Origin of the sequence: Pelomonas sp. Root1237 (assembly GCF_001425055.1) — a bacterium.
Lineage (GTDB): Bacteria > Pseudomonadota > Gammaproteobacteria > Burkholderiales > Burkholderiaceae_C > Pelomonas.
On the sequence record NZ_LMDK01000017.1, the window covers coordinates 335,696 to 362,553 of the forward strand.

The window sequence follows — 26,858 nt, forward strand, 5'->3', positions numbered from 1 at the left end:
GTTCTGGCGATGCTGGCCGGTCAAGCCGGCAAGCATCGCCGTCCCCTCGGGGGACCGACCGGATTCGCCCGCGTTCAGCGGCGCGAAGCAGGGCGAGGGGCAGTTTCACCTTACCGCCTCGACGGTCAGCAGGCCCGAGCCTTCAAGTCGCACCGATGCCGATTCGCCATTCAGTCCGCTGGCCGACAGCGAACTGACACCGATGTTGAGCACCTGGCCTGCCGCCGGCGGCAGGGCGCGGAAAGCGACTACGCGCTCGCCGCGTGGCGCCAGCTCGACGGGATAGCGCCCGGGCGTGACGCCCTGCAGGGGCTGGGCCGGCGTGAGTTTGGCCGCGTCGTATTCCAGCTCGCCCTTGATCTGCAGGCCGCTGTCGTTCTTCAACGCGACGGAGACGGTACCGCCGGCCGGGATCTGCGGCGTCACGTCCAGCTTCAGCAGGGCCTCGGCAGAGGCCGCGCTGGGCTGCGCTTGCGCGGCCGGCGCGGCGGCGCCGCCACTGCTGGGCGCCACGCCGACCCGGGCATCGCGCCGCAGCAGGCTGCTGAAGGCGCCGGGGCTGGCATCGGTGCCGCTGGCCAGGCGCGTGAGGGACGCATCGGGCACGGCCAGGTTGCGCACCACGCGCGGCGTGATCAGCAACACCACCTCGGTCTTGTTGCGCGTGTCGGTCTGGGTGCCGAACAGGCGGCCCAGCACGGGGATGCGCGACAGGCCCGGGATGCCGGTGCCGCTCTTGCGGTCCTCGTCGTTGATGAGGCCGGCCAGCACCTGCGTCTCGCCGTCAGCCAGGCGCAGCACGGTGGAGGTGTTGCGGGTGCCGATTTCGTAGGCCGTCGTGCCGCCGGGGCCGGTGACCTGGCGGATCAGGTTGCTGACCTCCAGGCCGATCTTGATGACGACGTCGTTGTCGAGCTGGATGGTGGGCTCGACGTCGAGCTTCAAGCCGACGTCCAGGTAGCTGACCGAGGCCGCGACGGACGTAGAGCCGGTGAAGTTGGTCGTCGTCGTGAACACCGGCAGCTTCTGGCCGATGTGGACCTTGGCCTTGTCGCGGTTGCGCACGCGGATCTTGGGATTGGCCAGGATGTTGGAGTTGCCGGCCGTGCCACGCAGCGTGGCGATCACGGTCGGGTTGGCAATGCTGGCGCGGAAGTTGATGGGGTTCCTGCCGCCGATGAAGACGCGCGACGGGATCGCGCCGGTGGCATCGCTGATGCCCAGCTGCATCTCCTCCGGCCACTGCAGGCCCAGCGAGTCGACCTGGTCGGTGGCCAGCTCCATGACCTCGACCTCGAGCATGACTTCGGGCTCGGGCAGGTCGACCGAGGCGATGAGCTTTTCCACCAGGCGCAGCACCTCGGGCGTGTCGCGCACGATGAGCAGGTTCAGGCGCTCGTCGATGTGGATGTCACGCACCTTGGCAATCGTGCGCACCATGGCCTGCACCTGCTTCACGTCGGCGTTGGTCAGGTAGAGGGTGCGGGTGATCAGCTCCTGGTGCTCGCGCTGCTTGGCGGCCGTGTTGGGGAAGATCAGCACCGAAGTTTCGTTGAGCAGCTTGCGGTCCAGCTGCTGGGTGCCGAGGATGACGCGCATGGCCTCGTCCATCGTCACGTTGCGCAGGAAGACGGTCACGCGGGCATCGGCGCGCACGTCCTTGTCGAAGACGAAGTTGACGCCGCTGGAGCGGGCCAGCGCCTCGAAGACCTGGCGCAGCGGCGCCTCGCGGAACTCCAGCGTGACCGGCTTCTGGAAGGCCGGGCCCAGCTCGCCGACCGCCGCTTCCAGCGGCCGCGCCTGGGCGACCTGGCTGGCCAGCAGGCGGGCGCCGGGATGCTGGGGCGACTCGGCCAGGATCTCGCGGGCCACGCCTTCAGCGCGCTCAAGGCGGCCCTCCTTCAGCGCCGCGCGGCCGGTGGCCAGCTGGGCATCCTGGCGGCGGCTGCGTTCCACCTCGGTGGTCAAGGCGACCAGGCGCGGGTGCTTGGCGTCGGCCAGTGCCAGCTGGCTCAGCAGGGCTGAGGCCTCGTCCCAGCGGCCGGCGCCGCGCAGGGCCTCGATCTGCAGGATGAGGCGGGCCGTCGCCTGTTCGCGGGCGCGCACCTGGGCGGCGCGCAATTGCGGGTCGTTCGGGTCCTTGGCACGGGCATCGTCCAGCACACGCAGGGCGGCCGGCCACTGGTTGCTGCGGCCGAGGTCTTCGGCCTGGCGCAACGCCGGGTTGGCGCAAGCCACGAGCAGCACAGTCACAAATGCCCCAAGGACGACGTGGAACGTCGTCCGCCCCCCGAGGGGAGCGAGAAAACTTGGGGCGGCCCGGCGTTTTCCCGGGAAGAGAAGGAAGAGCTGCTTCATGGGATGGGCCTGAAGACGATGTTCTGGGGGAGCTGGCCGGGCAGCCAGGTCAGGCGCACGCCGCTGTCGGAGACCTGCTCGACGCGCCACTGGCCGTCGATGACGTCGCCGCGCTTGGCACTCAGCGCCTTGTTTGGGCCGGTCAGCAAGGCAACCTCGACCGCCTTGGCGCCCTCGCCTTCGATGACCCGGCCGATCATCTGGTAGGGCGCTGGCGGCGCGACTGGGGGCGGCGGTGGTGCAGCAGCGACCGGGGCTGGCGCCGGTGGAGGCGGCGGTGGCGGCGGGGGTTGCCAGGCAGCCAGTTGGGACGCGGGGGCCTCGGCCCAGGGTTGGCGGGCGCCGTCCACCGGCGCAGGCGCGGCAGAGGTTGGCGAAGCGGTGGCAACCGGGCGACGGGCTGGCGCTGCGACCGGCGTCACGGCCTCGTCATCGGGGCGCGTCGCCACCCAGGCCGTCGCGGCCAGCGTCGCGACGAGCGCGCCGCCGAGGGCAAGTTGACGGGGCGACGTCGGCTTCATGGCGCAGCCCTTCCGTGCAGCGACCACTGCAGTTCGGCATCGACATCGGCCGCCATCGGGCTGACACGGCGCAGCTTGACCGAGTCCAGGCTCAGCGCCGGATCATGTTCGAGTGCCGCGGCAATGAAGCGCCGCACCTGGCCGTAGCTGCCGGTGACCGGCATGGTCACGCGCAGCCGCTCCAGGCCCTCCGACGTGGACAGCCGGTGCTCGGTGCGCGCGCCAACGAGGTCCAGGCGGATGCTGAGCTCCAGCAGGTCGGCAAGGCGCTGCTGGCGGCTGCTCGATGGTGGCAGCGTGGCCTGCCATTGCTGCACGCTGACCGGCGCGGACGCTGCCGCCACGGCGGGACGGGCCTTGGCACGCAGCTCGCGGGCCTCGGTCTGCAACTTGACGGCCTGAGCGTCCCAACGCTGGCTGAGCACGACGGCGACCACGGCAAGAACCAATGCCGCCAGGCCGGCCAGACCGGGCCAGCCGAGCGCTTTGACCGGAGCCTTGATGAAGGCGGGCCGCTTCACGAACCGCCTCCGGTCGCCACGCGGGCATTGATCTCGAAGCGCTGGCCAACCAGGCCCGTCTCGGCGGCCGAGAAGCGCGACAGCACGACCTGGCGCCAGCCCGGCGTCGTGCCAAGCTGCTCGGCCAGCTGCAGGGCCAATAACTTGTCGGGCGTCAGGCCTTCCAGGCGCAACTCGCCGCGGCCGGCGCTGGCGTCCATGCCCAGCCAAGCGATGGTCTTGGCCTCAGCGCCCGCGGTCTCGACACGGGTCAGCAGTGGCTCCCAGGGCATGGCCAGCAAGGCGCGGGCTTCATTGGCCGAGCGGTTCTCGGCCGGTTCGGCGCGGCCGCGCGCGGCGGGCTTGGGTACCGATGCCGGCCGCAGCGTGGCGACGCGGTCGCGCGCGGCCTGGGCGACGTCGAGGCCTCGATGGCTGTCCACCGCGCTCCATGCGGCCGTGGCCAGCACCAGAGCGCCGGTTGCGGCCAGCGGCCAGGCCAAGGGCGAGCGGCCGCTGCGCGGCAGGAAATCAGGCTGCGGCGTGACGGGGCCGGGCTGGGGAATGAGTTCGTCGGCGGGCGTGCCGACGGCGAGAGGCGCGTCGCCACCGAGATCGGTGATCTGCTGTACGCGGCGCGACTGCAGGCCGGTGACACGGCCGCGGTCGAGCTGGATGACGACCGAAACATCGCCCTCATGCCAGACAGCACGGCCCGAGCCGGCGCGCGTCGCGGCCGGTAGCGAGGCCAGCCAAGCAGCCCAGGCCGGCCGCACGGCGGCGAGGCGCACATTCGCAGTCTCGGCCTGGGTGCGCAGTGCGGCCAGGTCCAGCCCATGCAGAGCGGACGCGCCAGCCGTCTCGCCCAGCTTCCAAGGCGCAATCGCAAAGCGTTGCGCAGCGCTGCCGAAGTAATGGGCGAACTGCTGCTGGGCATAGGCCTGCACGGCGTCCAGATCGGCCAGCGGCAAGCACGGCTCGGTAACCAGCTCGTGCAGGGCCCGCGCGCTGACGACCACCTCCACGGCCGTGCCCGGCAGATCGCGGCACCAGGCCGCGAACTCGTCCCCGCCGGGCGTGACGAAGAGCCGCCGCGGCTTGGCCAGGCGTGCGGCGATTTGCCGGCGCAGGCGCTCACTCATCGAGGGTGACACGTTCCAGCTCCTCGAAAGTGGTGTCGCCGCGGCAGACCGCCGCCAGCGCCATCTCGCGCAGCGACTTCATGCCGCGGGCCTTGGCGGCCGCCTTGATCTCGGACATCGGCGCGCGCGCGGCAATCAGGTCGCGCAGGCCGTCGTCGAGCTTGAGCAACTCAGCCACCGCGCGCCGGCCTTTGTAGCCGGTGCCGCGGCAGTGGCCGCAGCCCTCGCCCTTCAGGAAGTTGCCGTTGATGACGCCATGTCTTGTCAGGGTCGCGGCATCGGGCGTGAACGGCCGGGCGCAGTGCTTGCACGTCAGGCGTACGAGCCGCTGGGCCAGCACGGCGTTCAGCGCCGAGACCACGTTGTAGAGATCCAGCCCCATGTGCATGAAGCGGCCGATGACATCAAACGCGTTGTTCGCATGCACGGTGCTGAACACCAGATGGCCTGTCAGCGCGGCCTGCACGGCGATCTGCGCCGTCTCGGCATCGCGGATCTCGCCGACCATGACGCGATCCGGATCGTGGCGCAGGATGGAGCGCAGGCCGCGCGAGAAGGTCAAGCCCTTCTTCTCGTTGACCGGGATCTGCACCACACCGCTGAGCTGGTACTCGACCGGGTCTTCAATCGTGATGATCTTGTCGGCGCCGGTGTGGATCTCGGCCAGCGTCGCATACAGCGTCGTCGTCTTGCCGGAGCCCGTGGGGCCGGTGACCAGCAGCATGCCGTGGGGCTGGCGGGCCTGGTGGCGGATGGCGGCGCGCTCGTCGTCGCCAAAGCCCAGCGAATCGAGCGTCAACGCGCCGGCGCGGGCGATGGCTGCACGGTCCAGGATGCGGATGACGGCGTCCTCGCCGAACACGCTGGGCATGATGCTCAGGCGGAAGTCGATCTCGCGGCCCTGCACGCGCAGCTTGAAGCGGCCGTCCTGTGGCAGGCGGCGCTCGCCGATGTCGAGCTCGGCCATGACTTTCAGGCGTGACACCAGCTGCTCGGCCACCTGCGGGCTCTCGACCTGCCGCACCACGGCCATGACCCCGTCGACGCGGAAACGGATCATGGCGCCACGGGCCGTGCATTCGATGTGGATGTCCGACGCCGTGTCCTGAAGCGCGTCGTAGATGGTGGCGTTGAGCAGGCGCACGACGGGGCTGGCCTGCTCGCTCAGCGCCAGCGCCGACAGCTCCTCGGTGTGGTCTTCAATGGTGGTCAGCGCATCCTCGACGTCAGACAGCGCGCGGAAGTCGGCCTCGCCGGCGCCCAGGAAATGGGTCACCGCTTCGGTCGACGCACGCTGCCAACCCACCGGCGCGTTGAGACGCGACTCGACGCTCTGCAGCAGCATCGCGTCCTCATCGCGCTCGGCAAGCAGCACGCGCCTGTCGTCGGCGCCCACGGCCAGCACGGCACGCCAGCGCTGGGCCTGGGCTTGCGGCCACTGCTCGAAGTCCAGGTGCCAGGGGCCTTGCTCGGCCGGCAGCCAATCCGCCAGTGAAGTCGTCATTGGACCTGCTCCACCAGCTGGAAGATCGGCAAGTACATCAGCACGATGATCCCGCCGATCAGCACGCCCATGATCAGCATCAGCGCCGGGTTGACGAGGCGGGACAGCAGGTCGGTCAGCCGCGCTGCCTCTTCGTCGTGGAAGGCGGCGGCGCGCTCCAGCATGGCCGCCACCTCGCCGCTGCGCTCACCCACGCGCAGCATGCGTCGGGCCACCGGCGTGGCCAGGTCCTGCGAGTCAAAGGCGGCCGACAGCCGCTCGCCGCGCTCGATCTGCGCCGCTGCAGCCTGCACGGCAGCGCGCCAGGGTGCCGCGACCACGTCGACCACGATGCGCAGCGCCGCCAGCGCCGGCACGCCCGAGGCCAGCAGCATGGCCAGCGACCGATACAGCCGTGCCAGCGCCAGCACGCGCAGCCGCGGGCCCAGGCCGGGCAGCGTCCACAGCGCGGCCTGGGCGCGCTGGCGCACGATGGGCTGGCGCAGCAGCGTGAAGATCGCAAAGCCCACGGCTGCGATCCCGCCGATGACGAGGCCGGGATGCGCGCCGGCCGTCTGGCCGAACTCGATCAACACACGCGAAGCCCACGGCAGGTCGGCGCTGGTCTGCTCCAGGATGCCGGCAAAGCGCGGCAGCACGTAGAGCAGCAGGAAAAGAATGACGAGGGAGCCGACACCGAGCAGCATCAGCGGATAGACCAGGGCCGCGACGAGGCGCGAGCGCAGCGCATCGACCCAGGCCAGGTAGCGTGCATGCTGGGCCAGCGCGGTCGACAGCTGGCCGGTCTTCTCGTTGGCCGCGACGATGGCGCAGATCAGCTCATCAAAGGCCTGCGGCTGCTGGCGCAGCGCGACCGACAGCGGCTGGCCCTGCTCGATCTGGGTGGTGACGGCGTCCAGCGCCGCGCGCACGCCGGGCTGGCCTTCCTTCTCGCGCAGCGTGCTCAGCGCTTCCAGCAGGGCGATGCCGGCGTCCAGCAGCACGGCCAGTTCCTGGCTGAAGAGCTGCAGGGGGAATTTGCTGTTGCGGCGCCAGGGCTTGGCGCTCTCGGTCGCGGCAGCGATCTCGCGCACCTCCAGCACATGCTGGGGCGACACGCCCAGCACGGCAGCGACGGCGGCGCGGTCGGGCGCCTCCACGCGCTCGGTGCTGACGGCACCCGCGCGCAGTACGCGAGTCTGGAAAACTGCCATCACCAGGAGGTGAGGTCGGCGTCCTCACCCTCGCCGCCGGGGCGGCCGTCCTTGCCGAAGCTCAGCAGGTCGTATTCGCCATGCTCGCCGGGGCTGCGGTATTGGTATTCGTTGCCCCAGGGGTCCTTGGGCACGGCCTTGGACAGGTAGGGGCCGGCCCACTTGGGCTCGTCGGCCGGCTTGGTCACCAGCACGGCCAGGCCCTGATCGGTGCTGGGGTAGCGGCCGACATCCAGGCGGTACTGGTCCAGCGATTTGGTCAGCGCGTCGATCTGGGCGCGGGTCGCCTTGACCTCGCTCTTGCCGATCTGGCCGAAGAACTTCGGGCCGACATAACCGGCCAGCAGGCCGATGATGACCATGACAACCAGCAGTTCAAGCAGGGTGAAGCCGCGCGGGCGGGCAGAAAAGGGGCGGGACATGGTCGGGCAGGGTACAGCGGGAGGGCGACTGTTCAACGGCGGGCGCCGCAGGGCAATCGGGATTTGACCGACCCGCATTCTCAGGGGCCGCTCACGAGGACTGGGCCAGCGTACAGGTATTGCCGGCGTTGTCCGTGCAGGGGCCTTGCCAGCGGATGCGTGTCGCCGCGGTCGGCGGCAGCGGTGCGCGGCCGTCCAGGGTCTGGCCCCGTACGCCGGTGAAGCTGGCCAGCGTCGTCCAGGTTGAGCCCTGCAGGTATTGCAGGCTGTAGCGACTGCCCGGCCGCAGGCTTCGTGTCTTGATCTGGTATTCGCCGGCGACGATGGCAAAACTGGGCGTATCGCGGAAGGGCTGGGCCAGCGGCTCGCCGACAAACAGCCCCTGCCCCGGCCACTGCACCGCCTTCCAGTAGGCCTCGACGGCCGTCGCGCCGCGCCAGTACTGGTCGATGAGGACCGAGGCGCGCGAGAACTTCTGCTGCAGGTTGCAGGGCTCCTCCACCGTGCCGTAGCTGGCGGTTGCACCCGCGTCCAGCCAGGCCGTGATGGGCATCTGGCCGCCGCCCGAGGGCAGCACGCCGCCCGTTGAGGTCAGCGTGTCGGCCAGGGCACCGGCGCGGAATTGCAGCGACGACAGATTGGCGACGCTGCTCAACCCCGTCAGGTAGAACAGCATGCCGCTCTTGCCGGACAGCGCATTGGCGCTGGCCGGGCCGGCGCTGTTGTCGACATAGTTCAGCGCCAGGGCGCCGCTCCAGGCCGCCGGCAGGCCGGCGAAATCGTTCCAGCGCGCGCTGCGGTCGTCGTCCGTCGTGCGCACCAGCCAGCCCTCGCCGGCTGGCCGGCTGCCATCGGCCGCAACGCCGCGGTTGATCAGCGCCTGGGCGGCCGCCAGCGTGCGTGCACCCAGCAGCATGGAGGGGCGCATCTGCAATTCGGCTTGCGGCCGGCGCGCCTCGCTGTCGTAGAGCGGCGAGGCGGCCGTGTTCGCGCAGGCCTCGGTCAATGGGCTGGGGTTGCAGTAGCGCGTGTCAAAACCGAAAGCCATCGCGCTGGTGACGCCCATGCTGCAGGCGCCAGTGACCCGGCTGGGGGCAGCCCAGGTCAGCAGCGTGGCCTGGATACCGGCCGGCAATCTGGCATCGATGTCGGATTTCAACAACGCAAAGTCGGCCGCGGAAATCGCGTCCTGGGCTGTATTAACCCTTACGCGGATCAGATTCGCCGCCGGCACGCCACGCGCTGCCAGATAGGCGGCGCCGACGGCCTCGCTGAGGACATCACCCTCGGCCACGATGACGGCCACGTCGGCCGGCGTCAGGCCGTTGGCGGGCAGGGCCAGCGTCAAGGTCTGCCCCATGCCACCACCCCCGCCGCCGTCCCCTCCCGTGCCGCCGCCTCCGCCGCCGCAGGCACTCAGCAAAGTCATCAACAACGGCGGCAGCAAGCGGTTCAAAGGGCTCATGGGGGCCATTCTTGCAGCGCAGGTCGACCGTTAGTTGCGCACAATTTTGGTGCCTGCCCGCACCTTTCGCGGCCAGAGAACCCGGGCTTACCCCAGTGTCGTGCACCGTGGCGGGGCAATACATTTTCAGCACTCGACGCGGTTCCGGGCTCTGGTTCAGGACCGCCGGGCGGGTTGTGAGGAGACAAGACAAGCGCCAAGCGCACATGGTTGCTTCGTAACCCCGAAGACAATCCACCGGCCACCAAGGCACCCCTTGGTGGCCGTTTTCTTTGTGGGGCCGAAGGCCCCTCGCCTGGTCTCGCACGCTGAACGCGGCGTGCCCAGTCGGTCTTGCAGACCGCGCTGCGGCAGTGCCGCAGCTCTTCGGCAGGCACATCACGCCCACTGGGCGTAATGTGTCCGGCCTCAGCCCCCGAGGGGACAGCGATGCTTGCGGCATCGAGCCGCAAGCACATCGCCAGACGGGCCGGCTTGGGAGCGGCCCGGCGCTCAGCCCGAGGAGTACACGACGGCCGCGTCGATGATGAAATTCATACATGCTTGAACTTGCTACCGTTGCACTCGCCTCCCTGCTCGCAGGCTTCATCGACGCGGTGGCCGGCGGCGGCGGCCTGGTGCTGGTGCCGGCGCTGTTCAGCACCTTCCCCAATGCCGCGCCCGCCACGCTGCTGGGCACGAACAAGGGCGCGTCGGTCTGGGGAACGGGCTGGGCGACGCTGCAATACGTGAAGCGGGTCGACCTGCCCTGGAAGCGCCTGATGCCGGCGGCGGTGCTTGCCGGCGTGGGCAGCTTCGCCGGTGCCTGGGTCCTGACCCTCGTCAGCGCCGACGGCCTGCGCAAGGCCCTGCCGCTGGTGCTGGCGGCGGTGCTGATCTACACCCTGGCCAAGAAGGACCTCGGCCGCGAGCACACACCGCGTTTCACGGGCCGTGCCGAGGCGCTGGTGGCCGGCGGCATCGCGCTGGCCGTGGGCTTCTACGACGGTTTCTTCGGGCCCGGCACGGGCAGCTTCTTCGTCTTCCTGTTCGTGCGGCTGCTGGGTTACGACTTCCTGCACGCCTCGGCGACGGCCAAGCTGATGAACCTGCTGACGAATGCGTTCGCGATCGCCCTGTTCGTCAGCAAGGGCCACATCTGGTGGCAGGTCGCGGCGGTGATGGCGGTAACCAACGTGGCGGGCAGCCTGCTCGGCACCCGGCTGGCCCTGAAACATGGCGCCGGCTTCGTGCGCGGCGTCTTTGTCATCGTCGTCGGCGCTCTCATCCTCAAAACAGCCTGGGACGCCTTCTTCCGCTGATCTACCATCAAGCATTCCCTAGCGCCCTTATTCACCATGCCCGTCGATCCTCAACTGCGCAATCTGGACATCGAGATCCCGACCCAGCCCGAGGTCCTGGTCAAGCTCTCGCTGCTGATGGCAGCCGAGGACATCGACCTGCAGGCCATGTCCTCCCTGGTCGAGACCGACATGGCCCTGGCGGCCGCCGTCATGAAGGCGGTCAACTCCTCGCTGTACGGCCTGCGCGGCCGGGTGCAGACCGTGCACCAGGCGCTGACCTACCTGGGTATGCGCGAGGTCGCGGCCATCACCTTCGAGATGGGTCTGCGCGCCGCCTTCCCAGCCGCAGCCGAGCTGGAGCAAGTCTGGTCGCGCGCCTCGCAGCGTGGCCTTCTGATGGGCCGCATGGGCCAGATGCTGGGCGTCGACCCCTGGGCCGCCCACTCGGCCGGCCTGTTCGAGGAATGCGGCAAGGCGGTGCTCTATCGTCATGCGCCGACGCACTACCCGGCCATGCTGCGCGCCGCCCCCCGCGATGCCGAACTGGTGGAGCTGGAGAGGACGGCTTTTGGCGTCAGCCATGACGCCCTGGGTGCGGCCCTTTGCGAGAGCTGGGGCCTGGCCCCGGCGGCTGTGGCCAGCGTGCGCTATCACGTCGAGATCCAGGCCTCGCTGACCATGCCGGAAAGCCTGGCCCGGCGCAGCGTCGCCGCCATCTCGACAGTCGCCTGGGCCCTGCTCGGCCATCCGGACCAGCTCGATGAGATTGCCAGTCAGATCGCACCCCAGGCGCAGCTGGACGAGACCCTCGTGTTGCGCGCGGCCCGCCGCGTCAACGAGCAACTGCTGGCTGCTCAAGAACACGGTCGCTGAAGCGTCCAGGCCGAGCGCCGGGCCGCTCCCAAGCCGGCCCGTTTGGCGATGTGCTTGCGGCTCGAAGCCGCAAGCATCGCCGTCCCCTAGGGGGACCGACCAGGTTCGCGCGCGTTCAGCGCCGCCAGACTGGGCGAGGGGCCAGCGGTTTCAGGCCGCGAGGCTGAGCCGGTCTCGCCCGGCGTGCTTGGCGATATAGAGCGCCTCGTCAGCCGCCTGCAGCAGCGCTTGTGCGCTCAGATACGGATGGGCCGGGCTGGCCGCCGCCAGGCCGACGCTCAGCGTCAAACTGCCCTGGCCATCCGGCAGGCGCAGCGCCCGCAGTTCATCCCGCAATGACTCCAGCACGCCCTGGGCCTCGGCCATGCCGAAGCCGGGCAGCAGGGCGACGAACTCCTCGCCGCCCAGGCGGGCGACGACATCGGTGTCGCGCTTGAAGCGCTCGCTCAGCAGGCTCGCGACGCGCTGCAAGGCCGTATCGCCGACGGCCGTGCCATGGATGAGGTTGAACTGCTTGAACTGGTCCAGGTCCAGCACCGCCAGCGCCAACAGGCCTCGCAGCCGCTGGGCCCGCTTGAATTCACGGCGCAGGGCCTCGTCGAAGGCGCGTTGGTTGGCGATGCCGGTCAGCGCATCGATGCGTGCGAGGCTGGCGAGCTCGCGTTGGTTGGCCTCCAGGGCGCTGTGGGCCTCCTGCAGCAGATGACGCTGCTGGGCCAGCTCGCGCCGGAGCTCGCGGGCGGCCTGGTCCTGCTGCCACAGCGAGCCGCGGGCGCGCAGCATGGCGTGGCCGATACGGTCCAGCTCGGCGGCGAGGCCGGGCGTTGGCACAGCGGCTTCGGGCGTCAGCGGCACCGGGGCAGATTCCATCGCCTCGCAGCCGGCCGCCAACCGGCGCAACGGCCGCAGCAACAGGGCCTCGATGAGGATGAGCTGGGCGGCGCTGAGCAGCAGCACCAGCCAGGCCGTGCGGGCCAGCCCCTCGGCCGGAGACTCGTAATTCCCCAGGCTCCACTCGAAGACAGCGACGATGGCAGCGGTCAGCAGGGGCACCGCGAGCGTCAACCGCAGCCGCAGCGAACCCAGCCGGCGCGTGCTGACGTGGTTCAGGGGTTCGGCAAGGGAATCGGTGCTCATCGGTGAGGCGGACTGCGGAACAAATTGTCACGGCCGCAGCGCGCCCTGTGCGGGCTGTTGTCTCGGGGTTTGTCAGGGGTCGCGACGCCTCGAGAAACCCAGGTGGCTTCGCTCCCTCAGTAGGGCACCTGATCCGACGGGTACTTCCAGAAGTCCTTGAGCAGGTAATTCATCGGCAGGTTCAGCGCCTTGTTCTTGGGCGGAATCGGCTTCATGAACCAGCGCTCGTAGATGGCGTGCGCCTCATGGCTGGTGATGAGGCGCTTCATCTCGTCGTCAACGATGGCCTTGAGCTCCGGGTCGTTCTTGGGCAGCACGATGGCCAGAGGCTCGATGGTCAGGAACTTGCCGACGACGCTGAACTTGGCCGCATCGGGCCGCGCCGAGACGATGCCGTAGAGCAGCACGTCGTCCATGACGAAGCCATCCGCCTGGCCGGCGGCCAGCATCTCCATGGCCTTGGCGTGATCGGGGGCTTCGATGATGTTGATGTGCAGGGCGCGCTCGTTGTTGGCCTGGGTGATGGACTTCAGCGGCGTCGTGCCTTTGGTGGAGACCAGCGTCTTGCCGTCGAACTGGGCCAGCTCGGCAATGCCACTGTCAGCCCTGACGAGGTAGCGCGCACCGGTGATGTAGTGCGGCACCGTGAAGGCGACCTTCTCGCGGCGCTCGGCGTTGTTGGTCGTCGAGCCGCATTCCATGTCGGCCTTGCCCTCGGCCACCATCTGGATGCGGTTGGCTGGCGTCACCAGCAGGAACTGCGGGTTCAGCGTGCTCATCTTCAGCTTCTTGCGCACGCCTTCGGCAAGCTTGAGGCAGAGATCCACCGCATAGCCGACCGGCCGGCCATCGGGCAGCAGGTAGCTGAAAGGCACGGACGACTCGCGATGCGCCAGCACGATGCGGCCGCTGGCCTGGATGCGCTCCAGCGCCGGGCCGGCTTCGGCCGTGGCAGCAGTGCCGAGGCCGGCGGCGAAGGCGAGGAGGAGCGGCGACAGGGTTTTCATGGCCGAGCCATTGTGATCCAGACCCCTGGAGCTGAGTCATGCGAAGTTGGTGTCGGTTGATGCTTGCGGCCCCCGGCCCAACAAGCCGCGGCGGCATCGTTCACGATGCGGCGGCAGTGGCGGCGCCAATATCCTCTGTCACCGTGCGGTTGCGCCCCGCCCGCTTCGCTTCGTAGAGCGCCTTGTCCGCCGCGGCCAGCAGGTCGGTGAAGCTCGTGGCGCTGGCCGGCAGCATGGCCAGGCCGACCGACAGCGTCGCGCTGACGGTGCCACCATCGGGCGTCACGAAAGGCGCCTCCTGCACCATCAGGCGGATGCGCTCCGCCACCTCGCAGGCACCCGTCAGGTCGGTGCGTGGCAGCAACACGATGAACTCCTCGCCGCCGTAGCGCGCCGCCAGATCGCCGGTGCGCAGCGAACGCAGGATCAGCCCGCCAACCTGGCGCAGCACCTCATCGCCGACCGGATGGCCGTGGCCGTCGTTGATGGCCTTGAAGTGGTCGATGTCCAGGAACAGGCAGGCCAGCGGGTATCGATGGCGCACGGCCTGGCTGAACTCGATGAGGCTGCGGTGGTCGAAGTAGCGGCGGTTGTGCACGCCGGTGAGGCCGTCCGTCATGCCGGCGCGGCGCAGGCGCTCGCGGTTGAGCATGCTCTCGATGGCTATTGCCGCGATGGCCGACAGGCGGTCGAGGAACTTGGTGCCCGAGGCGGCGTCGTAGCGTTCGGGGTCGCGCGAGCCCAGGTGCAGGCTGCCGATCAAGAGGCCCTGGCGGATCAGCGGCAGCAGGGCCGCGGAACGCACGCCGGCTTGCATGTCGAAGGCCTTGGCGAGCAGCGCCTCGTCCGGGCCCGGGCCGATGAGGCGGGCCGTGCGCGCGGCGCCGAACAGGTCCTTCAGCGGGCCATGGCTGTCCAGCAGCCGCGGCGCCTTGATCATGGGCAGGGCCGGCAGGGCGCGGCGCAGCTCTTCCTCGGGGTCCAGCAGCCAAAGCTCGGCGGCGTCCAGGCCGAAATCGTCGCGGCAGTCGACCAGCAGCAGGTTGACCAACTCCTCCATCGAACTCACCGCGATGAGGCGGCGCTCCAGCGCGTCGAAGCGATCCAGCTTGCGCTCATTGGCCTTGGCGGCGTCCAGCAGGGACTGCAGCTGGCGGCGCAGTTCCTGGACCTGGGCTTGAGGGTTGGGCGCGTTCATGTCGGCGCGATTGTCGGGGCGGCGCGCTCGAAGCTGCGTTGCAGACCTGTGACGGGGTCTGTGAACGAGATCGCCCGCGCCACGAGTTGCAGCGGTGCGTCCAAGCGCGGCGGATTCTCGTGGGGCTGCAGCACGGGGTAGATGCGATCACCCACCAGCGGCAGCCCGAGGGCATTCATCTGCACGCGCAGCTGGTGACGCAGCCCCGTGTGGGGACGCAGCTCGTAACGCGCCAACCCATCGGGCAAGAGCTCGACGAGATCGACCCAGGTCTCGGCGTTGGGTTCGCCGTTGACGACCTGCATCTGCATGAAGTTGTCGCCCGTCGGCTCCTCCAGGCGGTGCCGCACCACGCGCGGCCAGGGGCCGGCACCCAGCGGCGCGATGGCGTCGTAGACCTTGGTGACGACACGCTCGCGGAACAGGCGGTGGTAGGCGTCGCGCTCGTCACGGCGGAGGTTGAAGACGACGAGGCCGGCCGTCTCGCGGTCCAGCCGGTGCACGGGGTTGAGGTCCGCCAGGCCGGTGGCGTGGCGCAGACGTGCCATCAGCGTCTGCCGAGCGTAGATGCCGCTGGGCGTCACCGGCAGGAAATGCGGCTTGTCGGCGACAAGGAGGTGCTCGTCCTGGAAGACGATGCGCTCGCCGGCCGGGATGTCGGGCTCGACGTCCAGGTGGCGCCAGTAGTAGACGCGCCGATCGCCGCGGTAGGGCGAGTCGACGACCGCGTGGCCGGCGTCGTCCACCACGTCGCCGCGCGCGAGGCGTTCCGGCCAGTCGACCACGCGCGGCAGGCGCTCGGCGAGGAAGGCGGCCATGGAGCCCCAGGGCCCGGCCGGACAGAACACGGCACTTGCCGCGACGCCTTCGCGCAGCGGCAGGACCGGCTTGGGCGGTCTCGCCACGGCCTATTCGATGCGCGGCCCGCCGCGGGCGCGTTCGTCCATGTAGGCGTTCAGCCGCTTCATGTCCTGGGGCTCGGCACGGTTGCCGCGCCATTGACGCACCCAGGCCTCGCGGTTGGGCTCCCGGGCGAGCTTGCGCACCGCGGCGTCGATGGCCTCGATATACCGCCTGCCCTGCGGCGTGCGGCTGCAGGAGACCGTGGCCAGCAACGTGCTCAGGCCCTCGGCCACCGGCAGCGCCACCAGGGCGCCGGGGTCGCCGACGCGGGCCAGGTATTCCTTGACGACGCTGGGGTACTCCAGCGTGTAGTCCATGCGGCCGGCGCGCAGCATGTCCAGCAGCTGGGTGCTGAGCTGGGCGCCGACAGCCAGCCGTGGCACGACCTGGTGTGACAGCAGGCTGTCGATCTGCGCGCCGAAGGCGCGGTCCCGTGCCAGCAGCAGGCGCAGGTCCTGTCGCTTGAGCAGGTCGGCCAGCACGAGGCGGCCGTCCCCGGGCCGGGCCTGGGACAGCTCGGCCAGCCGCTGGCGCGGCACGATGACATGGATCTCGCGCGAGATCAGCGGCGGGTAGAGGTGCGAGAAATAGAGCCACTGCAGGCGCTCGGGCGTGCGCACATGCAGGGTCGAGCACAGGGTCTCGCCGCGGCGGCTCTCGGCCTCATAGCGGGCGGTGCTGGCCTCGACGAACTCATGCCGGAACTCGGGCATGCGCGCCAGCAGCACGCGCATGAAGCCGTCCACCTCGCCGTGGCCCAGCTCGGCCACGCTGCGCGGCGGCTGGCCCTGCACGAAGCTGAAGTGCGGCGGCACATCCTGCGCCACCCAGCGGATGGTGTCGGCGGGCGACGCAACAGAGGACGCTGCCGCGGCCGTGAAAACCAGTGCGGCTACCGCCAACGCCCCACGCACTTCAGCGACCCCGTTTTTCGGGCCGAGCGCTGGGCCGCTCCCGAGCCGGCCCGCCATGGCGATGTGCTTGCGGCTCAATGCCGCAAGCATCGCCGTCCCCCAGGGGGCTGAGGCTGGACACATGGCGCCCAGTGGGCGGCATGTGCCTGCCGAAGGGCTGCGGGCTTGCCCGCTGCGCGGTCGGCAAGACCGACCGGGCGCGCCCGCGTACAGCGCGGCGCGACTGGGCGAGGGGCTCCATTTCAATCTCCCTCGACCCACTCCATGCGCGCCCCGAGTTCGCCGATGTGCTCGACGAAATTGGGGTGGGCGCGGCGGATCGGCGTCGCGTTCTTGATCACGCTCTTGCCGGGAATGCTGGCCGCCACCATCAGCAGCGCGATGGCGACGCGGATGATGTAGGGGCTCTCGACCTCGGCCGGGCTCAGCGGCTTGCCGCCGAAGGTGATCATGCGGTGCGGATCGCTCAGGAAGGCATGGGCGCCGAACTTGGCCAGCTCGCTGGTCCAGCCCATGGCGCCGTCATAGACCTTGTTCCAGAACATCACGCTGCCTTCGGCCTTGACACCCAGGGCCACGAAGATGGGCAGCAGGTCCACCGGCACATAGGGCCAGGGCGCGGCTTCCACCTTCTGCAGGATGTTGCGCGTGAAGGGCTCCTTCACCTTCAGCGGCCCGTTCGTGACGCAGCGGCTCCAGCCGTCCTCGTGGACGATCTGCACGCCGAACTTGGCGAAGGTGCGGTCCAGTAGCGGGAACATCTCCGGCGCGCCGTTTTTGACCTGCACGTTGCCGCCGGTGATGGCGCCCAGGGCCAGGAAGGTGACGATCTCGTGGAAGTCTTCGGTGAAGGTGTAGTCGGCGCCGCCAAGCTCCTGCACGCCGGTGATCTTCAGCTTGGACGTGCCATGGCCCTCGATCTTGGCGCCCAGCAGCGACATGAAGTTGCAGAACTCCTGCACATGCGGCTCGCTGGCGGCGTTGGTCAGCGTGGACACGCCGTCGGCCAGTGCCGCGCACAGCACGAAGTTCTCGGTCGTCGTGACGGAGGCGTAGTCGGTCCAGTGATGGTTGGCCGTCAGCGGGCGGTGCACGCGCAGCACCAGGCCGTCGGGCAGGCGCTGGACCTGGGCGCCGAAGCGCTCGAACACCTCGACGTGCGGGTCGATCTCGCGCGCACCCAGTGTGCAGCCCTTGACGTCGTCCTCGATACGGGCGGCGCCGAAGCGGGCCATCAGGCCGGGCACCAGCATGATCGAGGAGCGCATCTCCTCGGGCAGGCGGTCGGTGGCCGGGTCGAAATGGGTGTCGCGGTGGTGGACGTCGAGGATGCCGGTCTTGAAGTCCAGTTCGACCTGCGAGCCGAGCTTGCGGAAGACCTCGACGATCTTCTTGACGTCGGTGATCTCGGGCACACCGCGCAGGCGCACCGGCTGCTTGGTCAACAGCGTGGCGCAGAGGATGGGCAGGACGGCGTTTTTGTTCGCCGAGGGAATGATGCGGCCCGAGAGGGGCGTGCCGCCGTGGACGATCAGATGAGACATCGAATGAGGGGATTTCGGTGCGCGCAAGCGGCGCGCGGTGGCATTGTCGGCGTTTGCGGCGCGACGCACCCGCCGCCGCCCGGAAGCTTTGTTCCGAACTGGGGGAATCAATCTTCCGCCGCGGGGTCCGGCCGCGGGTCTATCCAGCGGCGCCGGCGACGCCGCATCCAGCGGACAGCGTTGTTATGCTGGCGCGACCAGTCCGGGTCATTTCAGACCTCCGACGACAGGGAGGTGATCCGTGCGCCAGCCAACTGACGAGGACAAGCCTCGCCCCACCCGCCGCCGAGCCGGCGGCAGCGCCGTGCTGCTGGCGCTGCTGGCCTCCCCCGCAACGGCGCAGGACCTGAGCGATCTGTCGCTGGAGCAGCTGTCCAACATCGAAATCAGCTCGGTGTCGCGGCGTATCGAGAAGCTGGCGCAGGTGCCGGCTTCGCTGTACGTGATCAGCGCCGAGGCGATACGCCGCTCAGGCGCGCGCAGCCTGCCCGAGGCGCTGCTGCTGGCGCCCAACCTGCAGGTCGCGCGGCTCAACGCCAACCAGTACGCCATCAGCGCCCGGGGCTTCAACGACTCGGTGGGCAACAAGCTGCTGGTGCTGATCGACGGCCGCACGGTCTACGCGCCCTATTTCTCGGGTGTGCAATGGGACCAGCAGGACGTGCTGCTGGACGACGTCGCCCGCATCGAGGTCATCAGCGGCCCGGGCGGCAGCGTCTGGGGCACGAACGCGGTCAATGGGGTGATCAACATCATCCGCCGGCCGGCCGCGGACACGGGGCTGCTGCTGCGCGCCGACGCCGGCACCGACGAGCGCTCGGCCGCGCTGCGCCTCGGCGGCAAACTGCCGCTGCAAGGCGACTGGCGCGCCTACGCCAAGCTGCTGCAGCGCGATGCCACCGAGACCGAAGCCGGCGTGGCCGTGACGGACAAGTCGCGACGCTGGCAACTGGGCTGGCGCGCCGACTGGCTGAGCGGCGAGGACGGGCTGACCGTGCAGGGCGACGTCTACCGCGGCGATACGGCAGACCGCCTGAGTGGCACACGCAACCTCGGCGGCGTCAGCACGTCGGGGCAGAACCTGCTGGCGCGCTGGACTGGCCGGCTGGACGGCGGCTCGCGGCTGCGCCTGCAGGCCTACTACGACCATGTGCGGCGCGAGGACACGATCCTGTACAGCCCGCGCTTCACGGTGCTGGACCTTGAGGCGCAGCACAGCTTGGCCTGGGGCGCGCACCAGATCGACTGGGGCGGCGGCTGGCGGAGCTCGCGCGACCACATCGCGCCGGGGCTGGTGTTCGGCTTCGTGCCCGAAAGCGCGCGGCAGCAATGGCACAACCTGTTCGTGCAGGACGAGCTGACCCTGGCGGACGGCTGGCGGCTGACGGCGGGCACGAAGTTCGAGCACAACGACTACACCGGCTGGGAGACGCTGCCGTCGCTGCGCCTGGCCTGGTCGCCGTCGCCGCGCTGGCAGTGGTGGGCCTCGCTGTCGCGCGCGGTGCGCGCGCCGGCCCGGCTGGACCGCGACCTGCGCCTGCCGCCCAAGCCGCCCTTCATCATCGCGGGCGGGGCCGACTTCGTGTCGGAGGTCGCGCGCGTGGTCGAGCTGGGCCACCGCGGCCAGCCGAGCAGCACGCTGAGCTATGCGCTGACGCTGTACCAGCATGACTGGCAGAAGCTGCGCAGCGGCCAGCCGCCGCCCAACGCCGTGGTGCAGAACATGATCGCCGGCAACAGCTGGGGCCTGGAAGCCTGGGCGCACTGGCAGCCGCTGCCCTGGCTGCGCTGGAGTGCCGGCTTCAATGCCCTGCAACAAGATCTGGCCGTGCAGCCGGGCAGCCGCGACCCGGTGGGGCCGTCCGCGCTGGGCAACGACCCGCCGCGGCAATGGCAGCTGCGCGCCACGCTGCAGCCGGCGGATCGCCATGAGCTGGACGTGGCGCTGCGCCATGTCGCCGCGCTGCCGAAGCCGGCCGTGCCCGCCTACACGGTGCTGGACTTCAACTACGGCTGGCGCGCCACCCCCACGCTGGCGCTGACGCTGGGCGGCCGCAACCTGCTGCATGGCCGCCATGCCGAGGCCAATGCTGCGCCGGGCCGCAGCGTCTTCGGGCCCGAGGCCTACGCGCAACTGCGGTGGACCCCGTGACACCGGCGCGGCGCAGGCCGCTGCTGGCCTTCGCGCTGGGCTTGCTGACGGCCGGCATGAGCCATGCACAGACCGACGATGCCGGCGGCGAGGTGCGCATCAAGGCCGAGTTCCTCTACAAGTTCACGGCCTATGTGGATTGGCCCGACGGCGCGCTGGGTGCTATCGATGCGCCCTTTGTCATCGGCGTGCAGGGCTCGGAAGCCATGCTCGGCGAGCTGAGCCAGACCCTGCAGGGGCGCACGGTGCAGGCGCGGCCGGTGCAGGTGCGGCGCGTGCGCGCGGCCGATGCCGACCCGGCCGTGCACCTGCTGTTCCTGGCTCAGGGCGAAACGGCCAGCGCACGGCGCGGGCTGCTGCTGGTCAGCGAGGGCGCTTCCGGCGAGGCCTCGCCGCGCGCCGGCGCCATTCAGTTTCTGGTCGTTGGCGGGCGCGTGCGTTTCGATGTGCTGCTTGACGGCGCGGAACGCGCTGGCCTTCGCATGAGCTCACGGTTGCTGTCCGTCGCTCACAAGGTGCATGCGGCGGCGCGCTGAAGCTGCGGACGTCAGTCCTCGGGATCCAGCCGCCGCGCCCGCGCCAGCCGCCAGGCGTCGGCCGGGTCGCTGAAGACTTGCTCGGCCGTCGTGCCCGTCTCGCGGCCGGCGGCATCGATGGCGATGCGCTTGTCGAAGACGTAGCACTCGCCCTGCCAATCGGCTGCGGCGTCGGGAAAGGCTTCGAGGAAGCCCAGGATGCCGCCGTCGAGCTGCGCGACCTTCAGGCCCTGGGCCTGCATCCACGCTGCTGTCTTCTCGCAGCGGATGCCACCGGTGCAGTACATCGCGACCGTCTTGCCCTGCCATTCGTCGCGGTGTGCCTCGACATAGGCCGGGAAGTCGCGGAAGTGGGCCACGCCGGGGTCGATGGCGCCGCGGAAGCGCCCCAGCTTGAACTCGAAGGTGTTGCGGTTGTCGAGGACGACGGTGTCGGGGTCGGCCAGCAGTTCGCGAAAGCGCTGTGGGCTGACATGGGTGCCGGTGTCCTCGCCGCTGACACCGGGAATGCCGAAGGCGACGATCTCGCGCTTGACGGAGACCTTGAGCAGACTGAAGGGCGAGCGCTCGCAGGCGTTGTGCTTGCAATGCAGGCCGGCGAAACCAGGCTGCTGCTGGAGCAGCGCTTCAAAAGCTGCCACCACCTCGGCCGGGCCAGCCACCGCGGCGCTCAGGCCTTCCCCGGCCACCAGGATGACGCCGCCCAGACCGGCGGCGGCCTCGCGCAGCCAGGCGGCGAAGGCGGTGGGGTCGGCGACCGGCGTGAAACGGTAGAAGGAGCTGTGGACCAGGGGCATCGGCGCGGATTGTCGCGCCCGGCTGCCGGGGCCTCAGCTGGAGGACAGCACGAAGACGTTGCCTTCGGAGTCCTTGAACTTGGCGAACGTCCCCCAGGGCTGGGCCGTCGGCGGCGCGACGAACTCGACGCCGCGCTGCTGCAGCTGCCGGCAGGTCGCCTCGACGTCGTCGCAGGCGATGGCGCCGTTGAAGAAGGTGCCGATGCGATCCTCGTGGCCTTCGGGCGTGAACAGCACGACGCGCGTGGCCGAGTGGCCGATGCGCAGCTCGATCCAGCGCTTGCCCGGGCCCATGGGCTGGTCGGTAGCAACGGCGAAGCCGAGCTGGTCGCGGTAGAAGGCCAGCGCGCGGGCCGGGTCGGCGACGGGAACGCCGATGAATTTGACGTGGGTGATCATGGTGGCGGCTCGAAGCTGTTGGACGTGGCGCCCATTCTGGAAGCGCCCGGGCGGATCGCGTCCGATGGCTGCTATAGCATTGATCGCTATGCACAAACCGATCGCCCACCAGATCGACGCCTATGTCGTCGACACGCTGATGGCCGACCTCTGCGGCCATGACCGGCGGCCCTCGGCCTTTCTCGTCTACCTCTGCCTGGCCTGCGAGGCCCAGCGACGCCGCGCGGAAGCCGTGCCGCTGAGCCTGCAGGAGATCGCCACGCGCACCGGCCTGGCCAAGTCGACCGTGCAGACCGCCATCCGCCACCTGAAGCGCCGCGGCCTGCTGGACGCCGATCAGGTCGCGACGACGGCGGCCCCGCTGCGCCGGGTCGTCATGCCGTGGCGCGACTCCTAGAATCCTCGACCGCAATTCGGCCCCTTCCCATGTCCGACCGCCTCAAAGTCCTGCCCCAATACCTGATGCCCAAGCAGGCGATGACACGCCTGGCCGGGCATTACGCGTCCAAGCCGCTGGGTGGCGTGACGACCTCGGTCATCCGCCGCTTTGTCGGGCGCTACGGCGTCAACATGGCCGAGGCGGCCGAGCCCGACATCACGGCCTACAAGACCTTCAACGACTTCTTCACCCGGGCGCTGAAGCCCGGCGCGCGGCCGCCGGCCGATGCTCCGCTGATCTGCCCGGTGGACGGCTCGATCAGCCAGGTGGGCCGCATCCAGGGCGACCAGATCTTCCAGGCCAAGGGACAGGCCTTCACGACGACGGCCCTGGTCGGCGGCGACGCGCAGCTCGCGGCGCGGTTCAAGGACGGCCTGTTCGCCAACCTCTACCTCAGCCCCAAGGACTACCACCGCATCCACATGCCGGCCGCCGGGCGGCTGGTGCGCATGGTGCATGTGCCGGGCGAGCTGTTCTCGGTGAACCCGACGACGGCGCGCGGCGTGCCGGGGCTGTTTGCGCGCAACGAGCGCGTCGTCTGCGTGTTCGATGACGACACCTTGGGTCGCTGGGTGCTGGTGCTGGTCGGCGCCACCATCGTCGGCAGCATGGCCACGGTCTGGCATGGCGTCATCAACCGCGCCGGCCCGGTACGCGAGTGGGACTACACACCTGGACAAGCGACGCTGGCCCAGGGCGACGAGATGGGCCGTTTCCTGCTCGGCTCCACGGTCGTCATGCTGTTCGAGAACAGCGGCCTGCAGTTCAACCCGGCGTGGCAACCGGGAGGCTCGGTCCGGATGGGTGAGCTGATGGCGAGCTGAGAAGCGCCGCAGCTGCAGCGGGCGCCAGGGGCTTGGCCAACAGCCAGCCCTGCAGATGTGTGCAGCCCAAGGCCTCGACCTCGGCGGCCTGCGCCTCGGTCTCGACGCCTTCCGCCACGATGGCCAGGCCCAGCGCCTGGGCCAGCACGCAGGCCGCGCGCACGACGGCGCCGGCGGACGGCTCGGGCAGCGGGTCGATCATGCTGCGATCAAGCTTGAGTGTGGTGATGGGCAGGCGGCGCAGCAGGGTCAGCGAGCTCTGACCGGTGCCGAAGTCGTCGAACGCCACGCCCACGCCGGCGTCGCGCAGCCGGGCAAGCTGGGGCAGCACACGGTCCATGTGCGTCATCGCGGCGGTCTCGGTGATCTCGACCTCGATCAGCGTCGGCGCCAAGCCATGCGCGCGCACCAGGTCCAGCACCCAATCGGCAAAGCCGGTGTCCTCGAACTGCAGCGGCGACACATTCACGGCCACCGGCATCACGGCCAGGCCCTGCTGCTGCCAGGCACGCAGTTGCTGGGCCGCCTGGCGCAGGATCAGCGCGCCGAGCGGCACGATCTGGCCGGTGCGCTCGGCGGCGGGAATGAAGTCCGCCGGGCTGACGCGGCCGCGCCCGGGGCGCTGCCAGCGCACCAGGGCCTCGAAGCCCGCCAGGCGGCGCGTGCCGGCCTCGAACTTCGGCTGGTAGTCGAGCTGGAACTCCTCGCGCTCGATGGCCGCGGCCAGGGCCTGTTCGATCTCCAGCAGGCCGCCCGCCGCTGCCGACATGCCGGGCCGAAAGGCAACGACGGCCGCGCCGGCCTGCTGCTTGGCCTGGTGCATGGCCACATCGGCCGCACGCAGCAGGGCCGCGCCGTCCCGGCCATGGGCGGGGAAAAGCGCGATGCCGACCGACAGGTGCACATACAAGGCCCGGTGGGCAACGGCAAAGGGCGCGTTCATCAGCGCCAGCAGGCGCTGGCCAACCAGCAGGGCGCCCGCGTCGTCATCGACGCCGAGCTGCAGCAGCAGGAACTGGTCTTCGCCCAGTCGTGCCAGCAGGGCCTCGGGCGGCAGGGCCTCGCGCAGGCGTGTCGCGATGGCCTGCAGCAGCGCGTCGCCGGTCTCGTGGCCCAGGCTTTCGTTGACGAGCTGGAAGCGGTCCAGGTCCGCCGACAGCAGCGCGAATCCCGGGCTGCCGGGCACCGTCAGCTCGGCCAGGCGGGCCAGGGCGGCGTGGCGGTTGGGCAGGTCGGTCAGCTCGTCATGCAGGGCCTGGCGGCGCAGCGCCTCGATGGCGCGCTGGCGCGCGGTGTCGTCCAGCATCAGCACCAGCAGGGCCGGCCCACCCTCCCATTCGATATAGCTGGAGCTGCCACGCAGATAGACGGCCTGGCCATCGCTGCGGTAGCGCTCGCCCTCCCAGGCGATCTGGCCGCTGCGCTCCTGCAGCAGGCGTTGGTAGCGGGCGCGCGCGGCCTCGATGTCGGAAGTGGCGATCAGCGGGCCGATGGGGCCGATGTCCTCCACGCGGTCGAAACCGAACATGGCCAGCGCCGCCGGGTTGGCATAGACGGCCCGCGACTCGCGCACGACAAGCAGACCCTGCATGGACTGCTCGTAGAGCTGGCGCAGCTGCGAATTGACTCGCTGCGTCTCGTGATGGGCGCGGCGCACCGACAGCAGGATCAGCGCCATGGCCAGCACGGCCTGCACATAGGTACCGAGGATGTGGGTGATGGGAGAGCGGGCCAGCGGGTCCAGCAGCGGGCCGCTGAGGTGCACCAGGCCGGAGGCCGCAAAGCAGCCGGCGACGAAGCGCTCGCCGGTCGCCCCATCCCGCCACAGCCAGGCGGCGGCCAGCCAGGCGCCGGCGGTCAGGATCAGGGCAGCGGCAACGACGGCATGGCGCTGCTGCACCAGCGCCAGCGCCAGGATGAAGCCGAGCAGGGACGCGAACAGCGGCGCGTTGCGCCGCCAGCGCCAGAGCCGGCCGCGGTAGCGCGCCGCGCCAGCCAGTTGCAGAGCCAGCGAGGCGATGACGGCCGCCGTCGCCACGGTGGCCTGGAGCTTGTAGTGCACGGACTCCGGGTCCGGCGGCACGAGGGCGATGCCCAGCGTGAGGCCCACGGCGAGCAGGACATGGCTCCAGCCCCAGTCGCTGATGTGGGGATGACCAGGCTCCAGCCGCGCCAGCACCAGCAGCGCCACGCCAAGCAGGGCGATCAAGCTGGTGCTGATCAGCAGGGATCCCGTCATCGGCCCATCCTAGCCAGGATGGGCCGCGCCACGTGACATCAGTCACGCGCCGAGTCGTTAGAACTCAGGACGGATGTCACGCGCGGCCAGCGCCCAACGGTCACCAGGTGAAGGTCACGACGCCGCTGGCCGGCAGCTCGTAGCTGAAGCGCTGGCCCGGCGCCTGCACCGTGAAGCGGCGGGGCGCGCCGGCGGAGTTGCTGACGATCAGCGCCGTGCTGCCATCCGGGTTCGTGAACGCGACGTGGTCCAGGCCCGTCTTCCTGCCCTCGCCGCCTTCCGAGTCGATGCGCCGTGCGCCCTGCTGCACGAAACGGCTGGCGTGGCCGAAGGCGTAGTACTCGATGTTGCGCGTGACCTTGCCGCTCTTGGGGTCGATGGTGACGACGCCACGGCAGTCCTTGCAACCGCCCAGGTGCGGGCCGTATTGCGGGTCCAGCGCCAGGTTCCACATCAGCACGCCACGCGCGCCGTGGCGGGTGCTGCCGATGATGAGGTTGCGCGTGATCCAGGGCAGTGTCTCGGCCCACTGCGGCTTCCATTCGCCGCCGGAACACTCGGTGAACCAGACGTCCAGCTCCGGGAAGTGCTGGGCCACCTGCGACTGCGCGGACACGTCCCCCGCATAGCAATGCCAGGCCACGCCCGACACATATTGGCGCGCCGTGGCATCGGACAGCATGGACAGCGGGCTCCACGGCTCGTCCCAGTTGTGATCCCACTCCAGGATCTGCGTCTTCAGGCCTTGGGCTTTGAGCAACGGGCCGAGGTGCTGGCCGACGACGGTCGCGCGCGTGGCCGGCGTCATGCGCATGCCGGGGTAGTCGGGCGGCTCGAAGTGCGGCTCGTTCTGCAGCGTCAGCGCAAAGATGGGCACGCCCTCGGCGCGCATGCTCTCGACGTAGCGCACCATGTAGCGGGCAAAGGCGCCGTAGAACTCGGGCTTGAGCTGCCCCTGCACGAGGCTGTCGGTCGTCTTCATCCAGCCCGGCGCGCTCCATGGCGAGGCCATCACCTGCAGTTTGGGGTTGAGCGCCAGGGCCCGCTTGACGGCGGGGATGACGTCGGCGCGTTCGGTGTTGAGAGAGAAGTTCTTCAGCTCGGGGTCGGTCTGGCCCGGCGGCATGTCGTCGAGGCTGTAGTGGCGGCGCGAGAAGTCCGATGCGCCGATGGTCAGCCGCGTCAGCTCGAAGCCCAGGCCCTTACCGTCATTCCCCTCGCGCGTGAACAGCTCGCGCATCAGCGCGTCGCGCTGGGGCTCGCTCATGCCGTGGCGGATCAGCCAGGCCGAGCCCTCGGTGATGGCCGCTCCGAAGCCAGCGATGCGCTGGTGCTGGCGCTTCGGGTCGATGCGGATCACGGCATCGGCCTTGTTGGCGGACTTGCTCACTTCGCTTGGCGCCAGCAACTGCTGCTGGTCGGCGGTCGTCAGAAAAGCCCGCACAGGTTCGTCGTTAGCAACGCTGGCGAGCGCGGCTGTCAGGGCGAGCAGAAGGATCTTCATGGCG

At 69.9% G+C, this 26,858-nt stretch carries 24 protein-coding genes; 6 read left to right on the forward strand and 18 right to left on the reverse strand.

What is annotated here, in order from left to right; genetic code table 11:
* Positions 1 to 105: 105 nt before the first annotated feature.
* The 8 genes from ASC91_RS19505 to ASC91_RS19540 all read right to left on the reverse strand — a co-directional run bounded on the left by ASC91_RS19505 (position 106) and on the right by ASC91_RS19540 (position 9,105).
* Entirely contained in the window at positions 106 to 2,253 is a 2,148-nt protein-coding gene (locus tag ASC91_RS19505; RefSeq protein ID WP_162247823.1) for a secretin N-terminal domain-containing protein, read from the reverse strand.
* Positions 2,254 to 2,354: 101 nt separating this feature from the next.
* Positions 2,355 to 2,879, reverse strand: coding sequence for a hypothetical protein (locus tag ASC91_RS19510; protein WP_056200554.1), 525 nt, complete (start codon positions 2,877 to 2,879; stop codon positions 2,355 to 2,357).
* Positions 2,876 to 3,400, reverse strand: a complete 525-nt coding sequence (locus ASC91_RS19515) for a hypothetical protein (RefSeq protein WP_056200556.1) — start codon at positions 3,398 to 3,400, stop codon at positions 2,876 to 2,878. The genes ASC91_RS19510 and ASC91_RS19515 overlap by 4 nt, the downstream gene beginning before the upstream one ends.
* A complete protein-coding gene (locus tag ASC91_RS19520) occupies positions 3,397 to 4,533 on the reverse strand; it encodes a hypothetical protein (RefSeq protein ID WP_157281849.1) in 1,137 nt (378 codons plus the stop codon). The genes ASC91_RS19515 and ASC91_RS19520 overlap by 4 nt, the downstream gene beginning before the upstream one ends.
* Positions 4,514 to 6,025 (reverse strand): GspE/PulE family protein, encoded by a 1,512-nt coding sequence (locus ASC91_RS19525; protein WP_056200563.1) that lies wholly within the window; start codon positions 6,023 to 6,025, stop codon positions 4,514 to 4,516. Before ASC91_RS19525 ends, ASC91_RS19520 begins: the two co-directional genes overlap by 20 nt.
* Positions 6,022 to 7,218 (reverse strand): type II secretion system F family protein, encoded by a 1,197-nt coding sequence (locus ASC91_RS19530; RefSeq protein ID WP_056200566.1) that lies wholly within the window; start codon positions 7,216 to 7,218, stop codon positions 6,022 to 6,024. Before ASC91_RS19530 ends, ASC91_RS19525 begins: the two co-directional genes overlap by 4 nt.
* Positions 7,218 to 7,640: a type II secretion system major pseudopilin GspG gene (gene gspG, locus ASC91_RS19535; protein WP_056200568.1), complete on the reverse strand. Its 423-nt coding sequence runs from the start codon at positions 7,638 to 7,640 to the stop codon at positions 7,218 to 7,220. The genes ASC91_RS19530 and gspG overlap by 1 nt, the downstream gene beginning before the upstream one ends.
* A gap of 91 nt (positions 7,641 to 7,731) precedes the next feature.
* Complete coding sequence (locus tag ASC91_RS19540; RefSeq protein ID WP_162247824.1) at positions 7,732 to 9,105, reverse strand: TIGR03790 family protein; 1,374 nt, start codon at positions 9,103 to 9,105, stop codon at positions 7,732 to 7,734.
* A gap of 539 nt (positions 9,106 to 9,644) precedes the next feature.
* On the opposite strand from ASC91_RS19540, the gene ASC91_RS19545 reads away from it, so the two are divergent.
* The gene (locus ASC91_RS19545) at positions 9,645 to 10,406 is read left to right on the forward strand and encodes a TSUP family transporter (protein ID WP_056200575.1); all 762 of its coding nucleotides are present in this window, start codon (positions 9,645 to 9,647) and stop codon (positions 10,404 to 10,406) included.
* Between the two features lie 36 nt (positions 10,407 to 10,442).
* Entirely contained in the window at positions 10,443 to 11,261 is an 819-nt protein-coding gene (locus ASC91_RS19550; protein WP_056200578.1) for an HDOD domain-containing protein, read from the forward strand.
* A 150-nt stretch (positions 11,262 to 11,411) separates the two neighbouring features.
* Here the strand turns inward: ASC91_RS19550 and ASC91_RS19555 are convergent, their stop codons facing one another.
* The 6 genes from ASC91_RS19555 to ASC91_RS19580 all read right to left on the reverse strand — a co-directional run bounded on the left by ASC91_RS19555 (position 11,412) and on the right by ASC91_RS19580 (position 17,964).
* Positions 11,412 to 12,398 carry a GGDEF domain-containing protein gene (locus ASC91_RS19555; RefSeq protein ID WP_056200581.1) on the reverse strand — a complete coding sequence of 329 codons (987 nt, stop codon included), beginning with the start codon at positions 12,396 to 12,398 and terminating at the stop codon, positions 11,412 to 11,414.
* Between the two features lie 116 nt (positions 12,399 to 12,514).
* Complete coding sequence (locus ASC91_RS19560) at positions 12,515 to 13,405, reverse strand: amino acid ABC transporter substrate-binding protein (RefSeq protein ID WP_056200585.1); 891 nt, start codon at positions 13,403 to 13,405, stop codon at positions 12,515 to 12,517.
* Positions 13,406 to 13,505: 100 nt separating this feature from the next.
* Complete coding sequence (locus tag ASC91_RS19565; RefSeq protein ID WP_056200589.1) at positions 13,506 to 14,603, reverse strand: diguanylate cyclase; 1,098 nt, start codon at positions 14,601 to 14,603, stop codon at positions 13,506 to 13,508.
* Positions 14,600 to 15,508, reverse strand: coding sequence for a pseudouridine synthase (locus tag ASC91_RS19570; RefSeq protein WP_235532032.1), 909 nt, complete (start codon positions 15,506 to 15,508; stop codon positions 14,600 to 14,602). Before ASC91_RS19570 ends, ASC91_RS19565 begins: the two co-directional genes overlap by 4 nt.
* 3 nt (positions 15,509 to 15,511) lie before the next feature.
* Positions 15,512 to 16,510, reverse strand: a complete 999-nt coding sequence (locus ASC91_RS19575; RefSeq protein ID WP_235532033.1) for a TIGR02285 family protein — start codon at positions 16,508 to 16,510, stop codon at positions 15,512 to 15,514.
* 152 nt (positions 16,511 to 16,662) lie between these two features.
* Positions 16,663 to 17,964 carry a UDP-N-acetylglucosamine 1-carboxyvinyltransferase gene (locus tag ASC91_RS19580; RefSeq protein WP_056200595.1) on the reverse strand — a complete coding sequence of 434 codons (1,302 nt, stop codon included), beginning with the start codon at positions 17,962 to 17,964 and terminating at the stop codon, positions 16,663 to 16,665.
* A gap of 241 nt (positions 17,965 to 18,205) precedes the next feature.
* On the opposite strand from ASC91_RS19580, the gene ASC91_RS19585 reads away from it, so the two are divergent.
* Together ASC91_RS19585 and ASC91_RS19590 are read left to right on the forward strand one after the other, a co-directional pair.
* Complete coding sequence (locus ASC91_RS19585; RefSeq protein ID WP_056200598.1) at positions 18,206 to 20,116, forward strand: TonB-dependent siderophore receptor; 1,911 nt, start codon at positions 18,206 to 18,208, stop codon at positions 20,114 to 20,116.
* A complete protein-coding gene (locus ASC91_RS19590) occupies positions 20,104 to 20,652 on the forward strand; it encodes a YfiR family protein (RefSeq protein ID WP_056200601.1) in 549 nt (182 codons plus the stop codon). Before ASC91_RS19585 ends, ASC91_RS19590 begins: the two co-directional genes overlap by 13 nt.
* 11 nt (positions 20,653 to 20,663) lie before the next feature.
* On the opposite strand, the gene ASC91_RS19595 is transcribed toward ASC91_RS19590, so the two are convergent.
* Positions 20,664 to 21,449 (reverse strand): rhodanese domain-containing protein, encoded by a 786-nt coding sequence (locus ASC91_RS19595; RefSeq protein WP_056200604.1) that lies wholly within the window; start codon positions 21,447 to 21,449, stop codon positions 20,664 to 20,666.
* A 33-nt stretch (positions 21,450 to 21,482) separates the two neighbouring features.
* Positions 21,483 to 21,848 (reverse strand): VOC family protein, encoded by a 366-nt coding sequence (locus ASC91_RS19600; RefSeq protein ID WP_056200607.1) that lies wholly within the window; start codon positions 21,846 to 21,848, stop codon positions 21,483 to 21,485.
* Positions 21,849 to 21,936: 88 nt separating this feature from the next.
* On the opposite strand from ASC91_RS19600, the gene ASC91_RS19605 reads away from it, so the two are divergent.
* Both ASC91_RS19605 and asd read left to right on the forward strand, forming a co-directional pair.
* Positions 21,937 to 22,245, forward strand: coding sequence for a helix-turn-helix domain-containing protein (locus ASC91_RS19605; RefSeq protein WP_056200609.1), 309 nt, complete (start codon positions 21,937 to 21,939; stop codon positions 22,243 to 22,245).
* Between the two features lie 29 nt (positions 22,246 to 22,274).
* Positions 22,275 to 23,111 (forward strand): archaetidylserine decarboxylase, encoded by an 837-nt coding sequence (gene asd, locus ASC91_RS19610; protein WP_056200611.1) that lies wholly within the window; start codon positions 22,275 to 22,277, stop codon positions 23,109 to 23,111.
* On the opposite strand, the gene ASC91_RS19615 is transcribed toward asd, so the two are convergent.
* Positions 23,053 to 25,350 (reverse strand): bifunctional diguanylate cyclase/phosphodiesterase, encoded by a 2,298-nt coding sequence (locus ASC91_RS19615; protein WP_056200614.1) that lies wholly within the window; start codon positions 25,348 to 25,350, stop codon positions 23,053 to 23,055. The genes asd and ASC91_RS19615 overlap by 59 nt on opposite strands.
* Before the next feature lie 100 nt (positions 25,351 to 25,450).
* Positions 25,451 to 26,854 (reverse strand): glycoside hydrolase family 30 beta sandwich domain-containing protein, encoded by a 1,404-nt coding sequence (locus tag ASC91_RS19620; protein WP_056200617.1) that lies wholly within the window; start codon positions 26,852 to 26,854, stop codon positions 25,451 to 25,453.
* Between the last annotated feature and the right edge of the window lie 4 nt (positions 26,855 to 26,858).